Origin of the sequence: Rhizobium sp. L9 (assembly GCF_002531885.1) — a bacterium.
Taxonomy (GTDB): Bacteria; Pseudomonadota; Alphaproteobacteria; order Rhizobiales; family Rhizobiaceae; genus Rhizobium.
On the sequence record NZ_NWSZ01000003.1, the window covers coordinates 321,707 to 337,464 of the forward strand.

12 protein-coding genes are annotated in these 15,758 nt (G+C 61.1%); 11 read left to right on the plus strand and 1 reads right to left on the minus strand.

All coding sequences use genetic code 11. The annotated features are described in order from the left end of the window. The first annotated feature begins 57 nt into the window (after window positions 1–57). The 6 genes from CO660_RS03425 (at window position 58) to CO660_RS03450 (ending at window position 7,940) form a co-directional block, all read left to right on the plus strand. On the plus strand, window positions 58–1,932 hold the full coding sequence (locus CO660_RS03425) for a sensor histidine kinase (RefSeq protein ID WP_259668404.1): 1,875 nt from the start codon (window positions 58–60) through the stop codon (window positions 1,930–1,932). Then, window positions 1,929–3,263, plus strand: a complete 1,335-nt coding sequence (locus tag CO660_RS03430; RefSeq protein ID WP_097597379.1) for a sigma-54 dependent transcriptional regulator — start codon at window positions 1,929–1,931, stop codon at window positions 3,261–3,263. The genes CO660_RS03425 and CO660_RS03430 overlap by 4 nt, the downstream gene beginning before the upstream one ends. A gap of 247 nt (window positions 3,264–3,510) precedes the next feature. After that, a complete protein-coding gene (locus CO660_RS03435; RefSeq protein ID WP_097597381.1) occupies window positions 3,511–4,494 on the plus strand; it encodes a tripartite tricarboxylate transporter substrate-binding protein in 984 nt (327 codons plus the stop codon). Window positions 4,495–4,702: 208 nt separating this feature from the next. Next, window positions 4,703–5,164 (plus strand): tripartite tricarboxylate transporter TctB family protein, encoded by a 462-nt coding sequence (locus CO660_RS03440; RefSeq protein WP_097597384.1) that lies wholly within the window; start codon window positions 4,703–4,705, stop codon window positions 5,162–5,164. A gap of 9 nt (window positions 5,165–5,173) precedes the next feature. After that, the gene (locus tag CO660_RS03445; protein ID WP_086083013.1) at window positions 5,174–6,679 is read left to right on the plus strand and encodes a tripartite tricarboxylate transporter permease; all 1,506 of its coding nucleotides are present in this window, start codon (window positions 5,174–5,176) and stop codon (window positions 6,677–6,679) included. Between the two features lie 91 nt (window positions 6,680–6,770). After that, a complete protein-coding gene (locus tag CO660_RS03450; protein WP_097597386.1) occupies window positions 6,771–7,940 on the plus strand; it encodes a M20 aminoacylase family protein in 1,170 nt (389 codons plus the stop codon). Window positions 7,941–8,024: 84 nt separating this feature from the next. Here the strand turns inward: CO660_RS03450 and CO660_RS03455 are convergent, their stop codons facing one another. Next, window positions 8,025–9,797 carry an SLC13 family permease gene (locus tag CO660_RS03455; RefSeq protein ID WP_097597388.1) on the minus strand — a complete coding sequence of 591 codons (1,773 nt, stop codon included), beginning with the start codon at window positions 9,795–9,797 and terminating at the stop codon, window positions 8,025–8,027. Window positions 9,798–10,061: 264 nt separating this feature from the next. Here CO660_RS03455 and CO660_RS03460 point away from each other — a divergent pair, with 264 nt between their 5' ends. Genes CO660_RS03460 through CO660_RS03480 form a run of 5 tightly spaced genes read left to right on the plus strand, consistent with a single transcriptional unit; the run spans window position 10,062 to window position 15,751 of the window. Next, on the plus strand, window positions 10,062–11,603 hold the full coding sequence (locus tag CO660_RS03460) for a UbiA family prenyltransferase (protein WP_097597390.1): 1,542 nt from the start codon (window positions 10,062–10,064) through the stop codon (window positions 11,601–11,603). Window positions 11,604–11,612: 9 nt separating this feature from the next. Beyond that, window positions 11,613–12,044 carry a GtrA family protein gene (locus tag CO660_RS03465; protein WP_097597391.1) on the plus strand — a complete coding sequence of 144 codons (432 nt, stop codon included), beginning with the start codon at window positions 11,613–11,615 and terminating at the stop codon, window positions 12,042–12,044. Window positions 12,045–12,051: 7 nt separating this feature from the next. Continuing rightward, window positions 12,052–13,374 (plus strand): FAD-binding oxidoreductase, encoded by a 1,323-nt coding sequence (locus tag CO660_RS03470; RefSeq protein ID WP_097597393.1) that lies wholly within the window; start codon window positions 12,052–12,054, stop codon window positions 13,372–13,374. Next, complete coding sequence (locus CO660_RS03475; protein WP_097597394.1) at window positions 13,371–14,120, plus strand: SDR family oxidoreductase; 750 nt, start codon at window positions 13,371–13,373, stop codon at window positions 14,118–14,120. Before CO660_RS03470 ends, CO660_RS03475 begins: the two co-directional genes overlap by 4 nt. After that, window positions 14,054–15,751: a hypothetical protein gene (locus CO660_RS03480; protein WP_245421286.1), complete on the plus strand. Its 1,698-nt coding sequence runs from the start codon at window positions 14,054–14,056 to the stop codon at window positions 15,749–15,751. The genes CO660_RS03475 and CO660_RS03480 overlap by 67 nt, the downstream gene beginning before the upstream one ends. Window positions 15,752–15,758 lie beyond the last annotated feature (7 nt).

The following is a 15,758-nucleotide window of genomic DNA, read 5'->3' on the forward strand; positions in this document are numbered from 1 at the left end:
AAGTTCCGGTGAGCCCTTGGAAATCCTCGCTTGCCTCATTAAACTGAGCCGTCGGGCATGCCTTGCTGGGGAGTGAAGGCAGAAAGGGAGGAGCCGGATCTGTCTTCGAAATATCGTGCCATCGCGGCGCTGCTGCTGGTGCCGCTCGTCATCTTCGCCTTCTTCACCTATGGAAGCGCGATTGCGACGCGCGCCTATATGCAGGAGGCTTCCGCTCAGGCGGGAACGGCGCTGCGCCTCGCCGTCTCGGCGCTCAGCGGCCACCTCAACCGCTACGAGGCGCTGCCGGCGCTGATCGCCGATCACGACGATATCAAGGAACTGGTGAGCGCGCCCAACGATATGGCGCTGCGTGATGCGGCCAATCTCTATCTCAAGGAGATCAACGGGCTTTTAAAATCCTCCGACATCTATGTGGTGAAGCCGGACGGGGAGACGATCGCGGCGAGCAATTACGATGGACCGGGGAGCTTCGTCGGCCAGAATTTCAATTACCGGCCCTATTTCCAGGAGGCGATCGAAGGCCGGCAGGCGCGGTTTTACGCACTTGGCACCACATCGCTAAAGCGAGGATATTATTTTTCGGCTCCGATCAGGGTCGGTGCGGACATTCGCGGCGTCATCGTCTTCAAGGTCGATATCGACATGATCGAATCCTCCTGGAGCGGTGGCGAATACAAGATCTTCGTCTCCGATCCCGAGGGCATCATCTTCATGTCCGGCAGCCCGGAATGGCTCTATGGCGCGATCCTGCCGCTGACCGCCGATCGTATTGCCCGGACCGAGGCGTCGCGGCGATACGCCAATGCGAAGCTGACGGCGCTGCCGGTGACGCGCCATCGCTTCGAGCCGCATGATCTGATGACGCTTGCGAGTGATCGGGGCGCAAGCGAGTATCTGGTGCTGTCGCATTACATGCCGGCCGAGGACTGGACGGTGAATGTGCTGATGGAGACAAGCTCCATCCGCGCTCAGGCGCGCACCGCGCTTGTCGCCGTCTTTCTCATCCTTTGCATCGCCGGCCTTGCTGTCGCGGTCATTCGCCAGCGGCGGGCGCGACTTGCCGAGCGCATGCAGATGCAGGCCGAAGCGCGGGGTGAGCTCGAGCGGCGGGTGGAGGAGCGCACGGCAGATCTTGCCCGCGTCAACAGCCGCATCGAGGAGGAGATCGCCGAGCGGCGGTTGACCGAGCAGCAGCTTCGCCAGACCCAGGCCGATCTCATCCAGGCGGGCAAACTCGCTGGGCTCGGGCAGATGTCGGCTGCCCTTTCGCATGAATTCAATCAGCCGCTCGCCGCCGCCAAGACCTATACGGACAGTGCCTCGGTGCTGATCGATCGAGGCCGGACGGAGGAGGCGCGCGACAATATAAGGCGGATCGGCGGGTTGATCGACCGCATGGCCGCAATCAGCCGGCACCTGCGCAATTTTGCCCGCAAGCCCAACGAGAAGCTCGGGCCCGTTTCACTCGACGAGGCGATGCGCGATACACTCGAGATCATCGCCTGGCGGCTGAAGGCGGCGGACGCCGAGCTTCGGCTTGATCTCGGCACGCAGCCGCCGGTGGTGCGCGCCGGCTCGGTGCGGCTGCAGCAGGTGCTGGTGAATGTGATCTCCAACGCGGCCGATGCGGTGGAGGGGTTGGATGACAGGCGCATTGAGGTTTCGGCCTTCGAGGAGGCCGGCAAGGTGGTGCTGACGGTGCGCGATCACGGACCCGGCGTGTCGGCGGCGATCGCCGAGCGCATCTTCGATCCCTTCTTCACGACCAAGGGTGTCGGCAAGGGGCTCGGCTTGGGGCTTTCGATCTCCTACAACATCGTCAAGGATTTCGGTGGCAGCCTGACGGCTGCCAATCATTCCGAAGGGGGCGCGGTGTTCCGCATCGAGCTGCAATCGGCGGCAGGGCTGATTCCGGAGGCGGCTGAATGAATGATGCGAAGATCCTGCTCGTCGACGACGAGGAAGAATTGCGCCGCTCGACGGCGCAGGCGCTGGAACTCTCCGGCTTCAGCGTCGAGACCTTTTCGAGCGGCGAACATGTGCTGGAGCTGATTGGCTACAGTTTTCCCGGCGTCGTCGTCAGCGATATCCGAATGCCCGGCATTGATGGCATGACTTTGATGCAGAAGATCCGTGAGATCGATCAGGAGGTGCCCGTGATCCTCGTCACCGGCCACGGCGATGTACAGCTCGCGGTCAAGGCGATGCGCGAAGGCGCCTATGATTTCATCGAGAAGCCGTTCACGCCTGAAATGCTCGCCGGCGTCATTCGCCGAGCGATGGAGCGGCGCGGGCTGGTGCTCGAAAACCGACTGCTGAAGGCGGTTGCCGGCAAACGCGACGACATCGAGGCGCGGCTGCCGGGGCGCACGCAGGTGATGGTGGATCTGCGCTATCGCATCCGCGCGATCGGCGCCAGCGATGCCGATACGCTGATCGTCGGCGATACCGGGGCGGGCAAGGAGGTCGTGGCCCGCGCACTTCACGATATCAGTGCCCGGGCGAGCCGGCCGTTCATTGCGATCAATTGCGCCGCGCTGCCGGCGAACCTCATCGAAAGCGAGCTCTTCGGCCATGAGGCCGGCGCCTTTCCCGGCGCCGTCAGGCCGCGTTACGGCAAGTTCGAACATGGCCGCGGCGGCACCATCCTGCTCGACGAGATCGGCTCTATGCCCTTCGACCTGCAGGCGAAGTTCCTGCGGGTGCTGCAGGAGCGGGTGATCTCCAGGCTCGGATCGAACGAGGTCGTGCCGCTCGACGTGCGCTTCATCGCGACGAGCAAAGTAGACCTAGAGGCGGAGGTAGCCGCTGGCCGCTTTCGCGCCGATCTGTTTTACCGACTGAACGTCGCGACGCTGCATGTGCCGTCGCTGTCGCAGCGGCGGGCGGACATTCCGCTGCTTTTTCTGCAGTTGGTGCGGGAAGCGGCCGCCCGCTACGGCCGCGACGAGGTGGCCGTGCCGCCGGAGGTGATCTCCGACATCGCCCAGCGCGACTGGCCCGGCAATGTGCGTGAGTTGAGGAATGCCGCCGACCGTCTGGTCCTGGGTCTCGACAATGGCGGACGGCATACCGAGGAGGCAATCGGACTTGCAGAGCGGGTCGCCGAATTCGAGCGAGGGATTATCGCCAGCGCGCTCGTGGCGCATGGCGGCAGCCTCAGGCCTGTTTATGAATCCCTCGGCATCTCCCGCAAGACCCTTTACGAAAAGATGCAGAAATACGGCCTCGACAAGCGGATGCTGACTACCGAAAGCTGATCCTCGTTTGCGTCGTGCATTCTCCGGGACAATGGTGCTCCAGCCCCGGAACGTTGCGCGTTGGGTGGAAATCCACCCATCGCCTATGCCGTTTGTTTCCAAATCGACCCATGCTGCATTGCACCGCCGCAGAATCATCTTGCGGAAGCGACGGTAACGATTGCGGCGCGATTTCTCTCGGCGGCAAATAGGTCATCCCCGGCGGAGGATGTGTCGGCGGGGCGGCTGTTTCATCAGGGAGGAAACGATGAAAATCCTGAAGGCCGTGCTCGGCCTGACCGCGGCTGCCGCGGTCTCTCTTCTCGCCGGCGTCGCTTCGGCGCAGACCTACCCCGAACGCACCATCACCATGGTCGTCCCCTTTGCGGCGGGCGGCCCCACCGACACCGTTGCGCGCCTTGTGGCGGAATCCATGTCGAAGGATCTCGGCCAGCAGATCGTCGTTGAAAATGTCGGCGGCGCCGGCGGCACGCTCGGCGCCGGCCGGGTGGCGAGCGCCGATCCCGATGGTTACACCATCCTGCTGCACCATATCGGCATGGCGACCAGCGCCACGCTCTATCGCAAGCTCGCCTACGACACGCTCGGCGCCTTCGAATATGTCGGACTCGTCACCGAGGTGCCGATGACGATCGTCGCACGCAAGGATTTCGAGCCGAGCGATCTCAAGGGACTGATCGACTACGTCAAGGCCAACAAGGACAAGGTGACGGTCGCCAATGCCGGCATCGGTGCGGCTTCGCATCTCTGCGGCATGATGTTCATGAGCGCCATCCAGACGCCACTCACGACCGTACCCTATAAAGGAACCGGCCCTGCGATGACGGATCTGCTCGGCGGCCAGGTCGATATCATGTGCGACCAGACCACCAACACGACGAAACAGATTAAGGGCGGCACGATCAAGGCCTATGCGGTGACCTCGCCGAAGCGTCTCGAGGTGTTGAAGGATGTACCGACGGCTGTCGAAGCCGGCCTGCCGGGCTTCGAAGTGGGCATATGGCACGGCATCTACACACCGAAGGGTACGCCAGCCGCGATCAACGAGCGCCTGTCCAAGTCGCTGCAGCTGGCGCTGAAGGATCCGAATGTCAGCGCCCGCTTCGCCGAACTCGGCACGGCGCCGTCTTCCGATGCAGATGCAACGCCTGCTGCGTTGAAAGCCAAGCTCGAAAGCGAGATAGCCCGCTGGAAGCCGGTGATCGAGGCTGCCGGGGAATATGCGGACTAGTGAGGGATGTGCCAGGAATAGCCCCTCATCCTAACCCTCTCCCCTAAACGGGGAGAGGGGACGTGCCATGCGAGACGTGGCGGGGGACGGAGAGGCTGCGGCATGTTCCCTTCTCCCCGCGAGCGGGGAGAAGGTGCCCGCAGACGGATGAGGGGCCATTGCGGCAGTGACGGCATCACGAGAACCATCTCCAACTTCAGGAGACACCATGAAATCTATCAGTCTCGATAGCACCAATGCGATCTGCGGTGCACTTTTCGTCGCGATCGGCGCTTTCTTTGCCTATCAGTCGGTCGGGCTCGACCTCGGCACGGCATTGCGCATGGGCCCCGGCTATTTTCCGTTTATCCTTGCCTGCGCGCTGATACTTCTCGGCGCGATCATCTTCATTCAGGCGCTGCGTGTGGAGGGGGAGCCGGTCGATCCCTTCGCCTGGCGCGGTATGCTCTTCATTCTGCCGGCTCCCGTCTTCTTCGGATTGACGGTGCGCGGGCTCGGATTTGCGCCGGCGCTGTTCTTCACCGCCTTTATCGCCTGCTTTGCGTCGCGCAAGATGAATCTGGTGTTCGCGGTCATCCTGTCGCTGCTGCTGACGGTCTTTTCGGTCGCCGTCTTCAGCTATGGGCTCGGACTGCCGTTCGAGCGTTTCGGCCCCTGGGTCCGGTTCTAGGAGGCGGCGATGGATCTTTTCAGCAATCTCGCGCTCGGCTTTGCCACGGCGGCAACCCTCGATAATCTCCTCTTCTGCCTGATTGGCGTGCTGCTCGGCACGCTGATCGGCGTACTGCCCGGTATCGGCGCCACGGCGACGATCGCCATGCTTTTGCCGATCACCTTCCAGCTCGAGCCGGTCTCCTCACTCATCATGCTCGCCGGCATCTACTACGGCGCGCAATATGGCGGCTCGACAACGGCGATCCTCATCAACATGCCGGGCGAATCCTCCTCGGCCGTCACCGCGATCGACGGCTATCAGATGGCGCGCAAGGGCAGGGCGGGGGCGGCGCTGGCGATTGCCGCGCTCGGCTCGTTCTTCGCCGGTACGGTCTCGACCTTCCTCGTTGCGGTCTTCGCGCCGCCGCTGACCGACATCGCGCTGCAATTCGGATCGGCTGAATATTTCTCGCTGATGATCGTCGGCCTCGTTTCCTCGATCGCGCTGGCGCATGGCTCGGTCGTCAAGGCGCTGGCGATGGTGGCGCTCGGGCTGCTGCTCGGCCTCGTCGGCACCGATATCTATACCGGCACGCCGCGTTTTACGCTCGGCATCCGTGAATATGCGGACGGGCTGAATTTCGTCGCGCTCGCCGTCGGCGTCTTCGGCGTCGCTGAAATCCTGCGTAATCTCGAGGGAGAGTCGACAAGAACGGTGCTGATGGCCAAGGTATCGGGCCTCTTGCCTTCGCGCCAGGAATTCAAGGAGATGATCGCGCCCATCATTCGCGGCACCGCCATCGGCTCGGCACTCGGCATCCTGCCGGGTGGCGGGGCGATCCTCGCTTCCTTCGCCTCTTATACGGTGGAAAAGCGCTTGTCGAAGACGCCGAAGGAATTTGGCCAGGGCGCGGTTGCCGGCGTCGCAGGGCCGGAATCGGCCAATAATGCCGGAGCGCAGACCTCATTCATTCCGTTGCTGACGCTTGGCATTCCGGCCAATCCGGTGATGGCGCTGATGATCGGCGCCATGATCATCCAGGGCATCGTGCCAGGCCCGAACGTCGCCACCGAGCAGCCGGCGCTGTTCTGGGGCATCATCGCCTCGATGTGGATCGGCAATCTGATGCTCGTCATCCTCAACCTGCCGCTGATCGGGCTTTGGGTGAAGCTGTTGACGGTGCCTTATTACGTACTCTTCCCCATCATCATGGCCTTCTGCTCGATCGGGGTCTACAGCGTCAATTCCAACGTTTACGACCTCTATGCCGTCGCCTTCTTCGGCCTCATCGGCTATGTGCTGGCCAAGCTGCGCTGCGAACCGGCGCCGCTGCTGCTCGGCTTCGTGCTCGGCCCGCTGCTGGAGGAGAATCTCAGGCGCGCCATGATCCTGTCGCGCGGCGACCCCAGTACCTTCATCACTCGGCCGATCAGCGCCACGCTTCTGGCAATCGCGGTCGCCGTGCTCATCGTCGTCTTCCTGCCGAGCGTCAGGAAGAAGCGCGAGGAGGTATTCGTCGAAGAAGCTTGAGGGTTGAACTCGCCAGCTGTTTGATGAAAAACGAATGATCTGACGCGGGCGCCGTTCGGGCGCCCGTTTCACATGAAGGGATATCCAGCCCATGAGTATTCCTGCCCGGATCAACGACGATCTGCCGTTCCTCACCGCCTTGCGCCGCGATCTGCACGCCCATCCGGAACTCGGTTTCGAGGAAGAGCGCACCGCCGGTATCGCCGCGAAGCTTCTCGAGGAGGCCGGCATCGCCGTGCATCGCGGGCTCGCCGGCACCGGCATCGTCGGCACGCTGCAGGTCGGCAATGGCACGCGCAGGATCGGGCTGAGAGCCGATATGGATGCGCTCGCCATGCCTGAAATGGCGGAGCGGCCCTATAGATCGACAGTGCCCGGAAAGATGCATGCCTGCGGCCATGACGGCCATACGGCAATGCTGCTCGGCGCCGCGCGGTATCTGGCGGCGACGCGGAATTTTTCCGGTACCGTGCATTTTCTCTTCCAGCCGGCCGAAGAAGGCCGCGGCGGGGCGAAGCGTATGGTCGAGGAGGGGCTCTTCCGGCTTTTTCCCTGCGATGCCGTCTATGGCCTGCACAATATGCCGGGGCTTGCGGTCGACGAGATCGCCGTGGTCGAGGGACCGCAGCTCGCCTCCTCCGACAGCTGGCGCATCACCTTTCGCGGCGTCGGCACGCACGGCGCCAAGCCGCATCTCGGCCGTGATCCGATCACGGCAGCCGGTACTTTCCTATCATCGCTGCAGACGATCGTCGGCCGCGTGGTCGACCCGCTGCAGCCCGCGGTCGTCAGCGCCTGCTTTCTGCAGGCCGGCGATGCCAAGGCGTTGAACGTCATTCCCGATATTGTGGAGATCGGCGGAACGGCACGGGCCTATTCGCCTGAGGTGCGCGACCAGCTGGAGACCGAGATCGCCCGGTTGGCGAGTGGGACGGCTGCGATGTACGGCGTATCGGCCGACTATCGTTTTGAGCGGCGGATACCGCCTGTCGTCAATGATGCGGATGCGACATCACGGGCGCTTGCCGCCGCCGGCATCGTCTTTGGTGAAAAAGTGCGGAGGAGTTTTCCGCCATCGACGGCCGGAGATGACTTTGCCTTCTTCGCGCAGAACGCGCCGGGCTGTTATGTCTGGCTGGGCAATGGACCGGCGGTTGACGGTGCGCTGCACCACAACACGGCTTATGATTTCAACGATGAGGCGCTTGGATACGGGGCGGCTTACTGGGTGGCGCTGGTGGAGGGGGAGTTGAAGGTTTAAGCGATGTCCATTGCTCCGTTTTCGCTGTCTTGCGGCGCTGCGGCAGTCACGCACGACTTTTTGGAAGTGAGGCGTCGTTCCACACTAGTTGACGGGCCAGACAAATAGCAGCGCCGGCACGCTGACGAGAATAATCAACGCCGACAGCGGCAAGCCGAGCCGCGGATAATCGGAAAACTTGTAACCGCCAGGACCGAAGACGAGCGTGTTGCACTGATGGCCGACAGGCGTGAGGAAGTCGCAACCCGCGCCAATGGCCACCGCCATCAGGAAGGCTTCCGGTTTGAAGCCTAGACCCGTTGCGAAGCCTGCGGCGATCGGTGCCATGACAAGGACCGTTGCAGCGTTGTTGAGGAAGGGAGTAACGGCCATGGCGGTCACCAAGATCAGGCCGAGCGCACCCCATGCCGGCAGATTCATCGCCGCCCCACTCAGCCAGCCGGCAATCAGATCGCTGCCGCCGGAGGTGCGCAACGAATCCGAGACGGGAATAAGGGCTGCGAGCATTACGAGGATCGGACCATCAACCGATCTATAGACATCCGCGAGTGGAACAGCTCGGAAAACGACCATGCCCAGGGCGGCTGCGAAGAAGGCCACCGGAACCGGCGCGAGGCCGGCCGCGGTCGTTGCCATCGCGAGCGCCAGGATAAGAAGCGGAATGAAGGCACGGCGGCGGGTGCCAAGCAGCACCTCGCGCTGTGCGAGTGGCAGCAGGCCGAAATCCTGCAGAAGGGCAGTCAGGCTTTTCCGGTTGCCTTGCAGAAGGAGCACATCACCGGTGCTGATGGTCAAGTTTCCAAGACGTTCCTTGAGGCGTTCATTGCGCCGGCTAATCGCCAAAAGGTTGACGCCGCGCGTGTAGGAAAGCGCCAATTCTTTGGCCGAAAGGCCAGCGAGGGATGATTCCTGACTAACGATTGCCTCAAGCGAAATGATGTCTGCTTCCGGATGGCCGCCTTCCGCCAGAGGCTTGCCGGAAAGCTTCAATTTCCCCTGGGATACAATGCGGTCCATCGCTGCCGATGGACCTTCCAGCATGATAATATCCTCAGTGCGAAGCGTGAGATCAGGGAATGCAGCCATTCGGGTACCACCCCGTAGCACAGCCGTGGCTATGACCTCACCATCACCGAGCTTCAGGAGATCGCTCAGCGCCTGCTCAACCAGAGTTGACTGGTCTGTGATCGCGACTTCGCTGGTGTAATTCTTGATTTCGATTGCATCTTCAATCGAGCTGTTCTGCTTGGTGCGGCTTGGCACCAGCCAGTGGAAGAACAAGAGGAAGGTGATGCCAACAATCGTGAGAACACCACCTGTCGGCGTGAAGTCAAACATGGTGAAGGAGGTCCCCGTCATCTCCTCCCGCAATCGTGAAACGACGATGTTGGGCGAGGTGCCAATCTGCGTCATCAATCCGCCAAGTAAAGCGGCAAACGACATCGGCATCAGGTATTTTGAAGGAGAGGCGCCGGATTTTTTCGCGAACTTGAAGGCGACCGGCATCATGATCGCAAGCGCGCCGATATTTTTAATGAAAGCAGAAAGCATCGCCACGGCAATCATCAATAGCGCAAGCTGCGTGTAGAACGTATCCAGGTTCGGGAAAAATCTCTTGATTGCCGAATCCACAATGCCTGACCGCGCTACGCCTGCGCTGACGACCAGTGCGCTGCCAACGATAATGACGATGTCATCCGAAAATCCGGAAAACGCTTTTTCCGGCGGCACAATGCCGGTCGCGACTGCCAATACAAGCGCACAACACGCGACAACATCATAGCGGAAGCGATCCCATATAAAGACCGCCATCATGAGCCCGATGACAGAAAAGGCGATTATCTGTTGTGTTGTCATGCGGCCCTGGGAAGAGGCTGGGATGTTGCGAACAGCCGAGCTGAAAATGATATTCAGAAACGCTGTAACGTCTGTGCAAGTTCCTCGGAACCAACTCCGGGGCCTGAACCTCTGGATCTGCGGAGATACTCTCGGTTTTACGAGAAAAACTCAACCTCCGATAAGGTTCTCCCCGGCGGCACCTCACCCATTTTGGTGATGGAACTAAACTGCTTAGCCGTGGTTCGGCGAGCTTTCACGGTTTCGAAGCATAAGGGAAATCCTTTGAACGAGCTGCATCACGAATTCCAGCTACGAAGAGATTTTCTGCCGAGAGCCGAGGAGGACCAGTGGCCTCAACCTGAGCCTGCGGCATTGTCGGTGCACAGTCCACCGGACCTGCAAAGATCGCTGTCGCCCCGCCCATTAGTGGTTGATCTTGACGGCACCCTGGTCCGATCCGACTTGCTAATTGAGGCGGCCTTCTCGGAGCTTAGCCGTCGGCCCCATTCGATCGTCGATTTCATCAGGTCGCTTTCCGCCGGAAAGGCCTGTCTGAAGCACCGCCTGTCTCAGCCGGCGGATTTCGATCCATCCATCCTTCCCTATGACGCGGAAGTGCTGAAGGTCATCAAGACCGCACGGGAGGAGGGGCGTTCGGTTTATCTCGCTTCTGCAACCCACGAGCGCCTGGTTTGCGCGGTTGCAGACCACCTCGGCCTCTTCACCGGCTGGTTTGCAACAAGCGAGACGATGAATTGTGTCGCCGAGCTAAAGGCGGCAAAACTCGTCGCCGCCTTCGGAGAGGGTGGCTTCGACTATATCGGCAACGACTCGGCCGACTTGGCAGTCTGGCGCCACGCCGCAAAGTCTTATGCCATAAGGACATCGGCGGCAGTTGCGCGAGCGCTTTCGTACCAATGCGAGAACGTCGAGCATCTGAGCCACGACAAACCGACATGGCGGACTTGGGCGCGTTCGTTGCGAGTGCATCAATACGTCAAGAACGCGTTGGTATTTGTCCCGCTGCTGACAAATCAACTCTTTGAGCTCCATAGCCTTGCGAATGCCTGCTTGGCTTTGGTGGCTTTTTCGCTCTGTGCCTCGGGCGTTTATCTCCTGAACGACTTGGTCGATCTGCAGGACGACCGCCGCCATAAAACCAAATGCCGCAGACCCCTTGCCTGTGGCGAGATACCGCTGTCGCGCGCCGTTCTGGCAATCCCGATCCTGCTTTTGCTGGCGCTAACGGTCGCCGCCATGGTTTCATCGGTCTTTGTGCTCGTGCTGGCGGGATATTTCGCCTTGACCACCGCCTATTCTTTCTTCCTCAAGCGGAAGATGATCCTGGACGTGGTGGCTCTCGCCTCCCTTTACACCACACGGGTGATCGGCGGCGCTGCCGCCGTCTCGGTGTGGCCATCTCCCTGGCTGCTTGCCTTCATGATGAGCTGGTTTCTCTCGCTCGCTTTGGTGAAGCGATACACCGAGCTCATTTCGCGACGCGCCGCGCACCTACCGGACTCCAGAAACCGCGATTACAGGAAGGCGGATATCGGTATGGTGGGTGCCCTGGCAGCTGGAGCAGGAATGAACGCGCTGACGTTATTTGCCCTCTATGCCGCAAGCGACAGTGCCCAAGACATCTACACTAGGCCAGCTATGCTGTGGTTGGCCGGGCCGATCCTTGCCTGCTGGATTGCCCGCATCCTCATGCTCGCCCATCGGGGGCAGATGCATGACGATCCAGTCGTCTTCGCGATGAAGGACAAGGTCAGCCTTGCCACGCTCGGCGTTGCCGGCGCACTTGTCATCGCCGCGATGTGAGGTGGTCGCATGGGTCGTCAGTGTTCAGAGCGAAGCACTTCTGCCAGCCTCGCAACCCGCTACCTCGCCTTTGCCATGCTCTCCACGGCCGCCAATTTCGCGGTCCAGGCTAGTGTCATGCAGCTGGCCCCGTCGCCGAGCCTCATGCCATCTATGCTCGCAGGGACTGCTGCCGGCTTCGGCTTGAAATACGTCCTCGACAAAAGATGGATCTTCTTCGACGGCTACACGTCATACGGCGACGAGATGCTCAAGGTGGCGCTTTACGGCCTGTTCAGTGTTCTGACGACGCTCATATTCTGGGGGTTTGAAATTGCTTTTTGGACGGTCTGGAAGACGGACCTCGCAAAATACACCGGCGGAGCGCTCGGCTTGGCGATCGGCTACATCTCCAAATACGCATTGGACCGGAAATTCGTCTTCAAACCAGAGGAGGCGTGACAAACTCATGGAGGGCTGGGGACGCTATCCGCACCATGAGAGCGAGACGATCGACTGCCGGCTGCCGGAAGCGCTTGCAGGCACCGTGGCGGCTCGCGTGGGACTGATCGGGCGCGGAAATGGGCGCTCGTATGGTGACGCGGCGATCGGCGAACACTCCACCTTAATGTGCCGTGGGCTGAGCCGGATTCGGAGCTTCGATCCCACCAATGCGACGCTGACCGTGGAAGGGGGCGTAATGCTCTCGGACATTCTGCGCTCGTTTGTCCCGAGAGGCTATTTTCCGCCTGTGGTACCGGGCACCAAATTTGTCACAGTCGGCGGGATGATCGCCTCTGACGTGCACGGCAAGAACCATCATCGCGACGGCGGGTTCGGTGACCATGTCAGCGAGCTCAAGCTGGTGGTCGCCGGCGGAGAGATCCTCACCTGTAGCCGCACGCGCAACCCTGAGCTTTTCTTCGCGACGGTCGGTGGCATGGGCATGACCGGGATTATCGCGGAAGCGACCTTCCGCTTGAGACCGATCGAATCCGGCTGGATCGCGCAAAAGACGATCGTCACGAAAAACCTTGGCGAGGCGTTGAAGGCGCTGCAGCAGACCGAGGATGCCACTTATTCGGTTGCCTGGATCGATTGCCTTTTGCAAGGCGCTTCCCTTGGACGCTCGCTGATTTTCGCCGGCGAACACGCGTCGCTGGACGAGGTCGGCGGCATGCCGAAGGCCGATCGTTTTGCAGCGGAAAACGCGGGGAGGTTTTCACTGCCATTCGATCTGCCGCAATGGGTGCTCAACAAAACAAGCGTAGCAGCCTTCAACGAGCTTTATTTCAGGGCGGGAGCGCGAAAGGCGGCCAAGACGTCGCTGGTTCACTGGGATAAATACTTCTTTCCATTGGACGGTATCCTTGAATGGAACCGGCTTTATGGCAGGAGGGGCTTTCTGCAGCATCAGTGCGTGATTCCTGCCGAGGATGCGCTGGCAGTCCTGAGTGGCATTCTCGAGCGCTTTGCGCGCTCGGGAAAAGGCTCCTTTCTTGCCGTTCTGAAGAAGCTGGGGCGCGGGAGCGGGCTGCTGTCCTTTCCTGCCCCGGGCTACACGCTCGCACTCGACCTTCCCGTCACGCAGGAAGTGTTCCGGCTGCTCGACGAAATCGACGAGCTGGTTGTCAAGGCAGGGGGGCGGCTCTATCTCGCCAAGGATGCACGACAGTCACGTCACACATTCGAGGCCGGTTACCCTCGGCTGGCTGCGTTCAAAGAGCTACGCAAAATAACGGGCGCCGATCGTCACTTTAATTCCCGCTTGGCAAAGAGGCTCGGCATATGACGGGGATCTGCAAGACATTGCTCCTGATAGGCGGGACGTCGGATATCGGTCGCGCGACGGCGCTGATCTATGCGGAGGCCGGATGGAATGTGCTTCTCACCGGACGAAAGCTCTCCGCCGTACAGCGCGAGGCCGACGACATCAGCGCGCGGACCGGCGCTAATGTCCTGGTTCACGAACTCGATATCCTCGCCACGAGCCAGTTCGAAGATTTTGTGGGCGTCGTTTCGCCTCTGCCCGACACGGTGGTCTGCGTTGTCGGCGAACTGGGCGAGCAGTCTCGCGCAGAACGGCAGCTCGAGCACGCCGCCATGATCATGCGGACGAACTTCGAAGGACCAGCTTTGCTTCTTGGCCTTCTGGCAGAACGTTTTGCGGCAAGGGGATCAGGTACCATCGTCGGCATAAGCTCCGTCGCCGGAGATCGCGGACGCGCGTCCAACTATGTCTATGGCGCCGCAAAAGCCGGGTTGACCGCCTACTTGTCTGGCCTGAGAAGCCGGCTGTCCGGGTCCGGCGTGCGCGTGCTCACCGTGAAGCCGGGTTTCGTTCGGACACGCATGACGCATGGCATGAAGCTGCCGCCGCTTCTCACAGCCGAACCTCGGGAGGTCGCGCAGAAGATCTTTACTGTCGCGGAGGGAGGCAGAGGCGGGGACGTCGTCTATGTCAGACGCATATGGCGGCCGCTCATGACGGCGATCCGGTTAATCCCGGAACCGATCTTCAAGAGGTTGCGGCTGTGACGGAACCGGGCAATCACGCCGCTTACGCGGCCATCGGAACGAGCGCAGGTGCCAGCAAGCGACCGGCGGCGAGGATACGGCGGTTGCCGTCGGCCGAAGGCGCAATCATTCTAACAGCATTGGCCTGCGCAGCCATGCTTGCCTTGCCCGGGAGGACCATCAACGCCGCCTTTATCAATGACGTGCTGGTCTTTATCGACGGTGCGCACCGCATCACGTTCGGTCAGGTGCCGAATCGCGATTTCCACACCGCGCTCGGGCCACTCGTCTTTTATCTTCCGGCGGCTGGATATCAACTGACCGGGAATTTCGGCGCTGCCATACCCGTCGGAATGGCTATTGTTGTCGTCGCCTTCATCCCGGCGATGATCCGCATTCTCGTGTCCCGCCTCAGCCCGTCATTGGCGGCCGCGCTCGGCATATTCCTCATTCTCATCCTCGCGGCGCCGATCAATCTCGGCAGTTCCATCTGGTATCCATCCTTCGCGATGTTTTACAACCGCATCGGTTGGGTCGCGCTTGGCCTGCTGCTGGTGATGTATCTGACGCCGCAGCCCGCGCGCGGGCGAAGCGATGCCGCCGATACTCTTGCCGCCGTCTTTCTTCTGCTCGTCTCATTCTACACCAAGGCGACCTACGGGCTTGCTGGAACCGCCTTTCTCGTGATCATCCTATTGGATCGGCAGCAGCGCCGCTGGGTCGTGACCGCCCTGCTGCTGACGGGGCTGGCCATGATCGCCATCGAGTTCTTCTGGGGCGCAACCGCTCAGCACATTGAGGATCTGCGGGCGGCGGCGCGTGTCAGCGGCGGCCATGACCTCGGCAGCATCCTGAAGAACCTACGTGAGAACCTTTCCGACCTCGTCGTATTTACGACCTTCGCTTTGATCGCCATCTGGCAAACCCGCAGCTTCCGAGATTTTCTCTTCTCCGGGTTCTGCGTAGGCGCCGGCTTGGCGATCATCAACCAGAACGCCCACAGCTGGGGCATCATCACGCTCTACTGCGGTGCAGTCGTTCTGGCGCAGAAAACCGCGTGGCTTCAGCAAGGCGATGAAGGGAGAAGGGCGGGAGGTTTGGCTCTTGCTGCCACGGCTCTGCCGCTGCTTGCGACCTTATTCCTGTTGCCGCCGATCGTACACCACGCCGCAGCTCTCATTCTGCATACATCGCTTGCGGCTGAGAAAGCTGGGCAATCTCTCGGGCTGCCGCGCTTCGACGATGTTCGGGAGATCGATCCGCCCGGCGGCGAGCCTGACTTCATAAGGCGTTATCTCGACGACATCATCACCGGGGGAAGTCTGCTGCAGGCATTGCCGGTACCGCCGGAGCGCGTTTTCGTGCTTGATTTCGCCAATCCTTTTTCAGCGGGGCTCGGCATTCGTCCGCCTACCGGTGACTCCGCATGGTTTCACTGGAACCGCAATATCAACGAGAAAGCCTACATCCCACCGGAAGTGCTCTTTGCGGATGTAAAGTTCGTCATGGTGCCAAAAACAGGAATCAACAGCCTGCCGCTGCAGGCGCTGTACGGCCCGTTTCTTTCGGCTCGGTTCGAGGTCGTCCAGAAGACATCCGAGTGGACGATCTATCAGTGGCGCCAGGCGAAGACGCAAAGTGAGGTGCAGTGACTGAGAC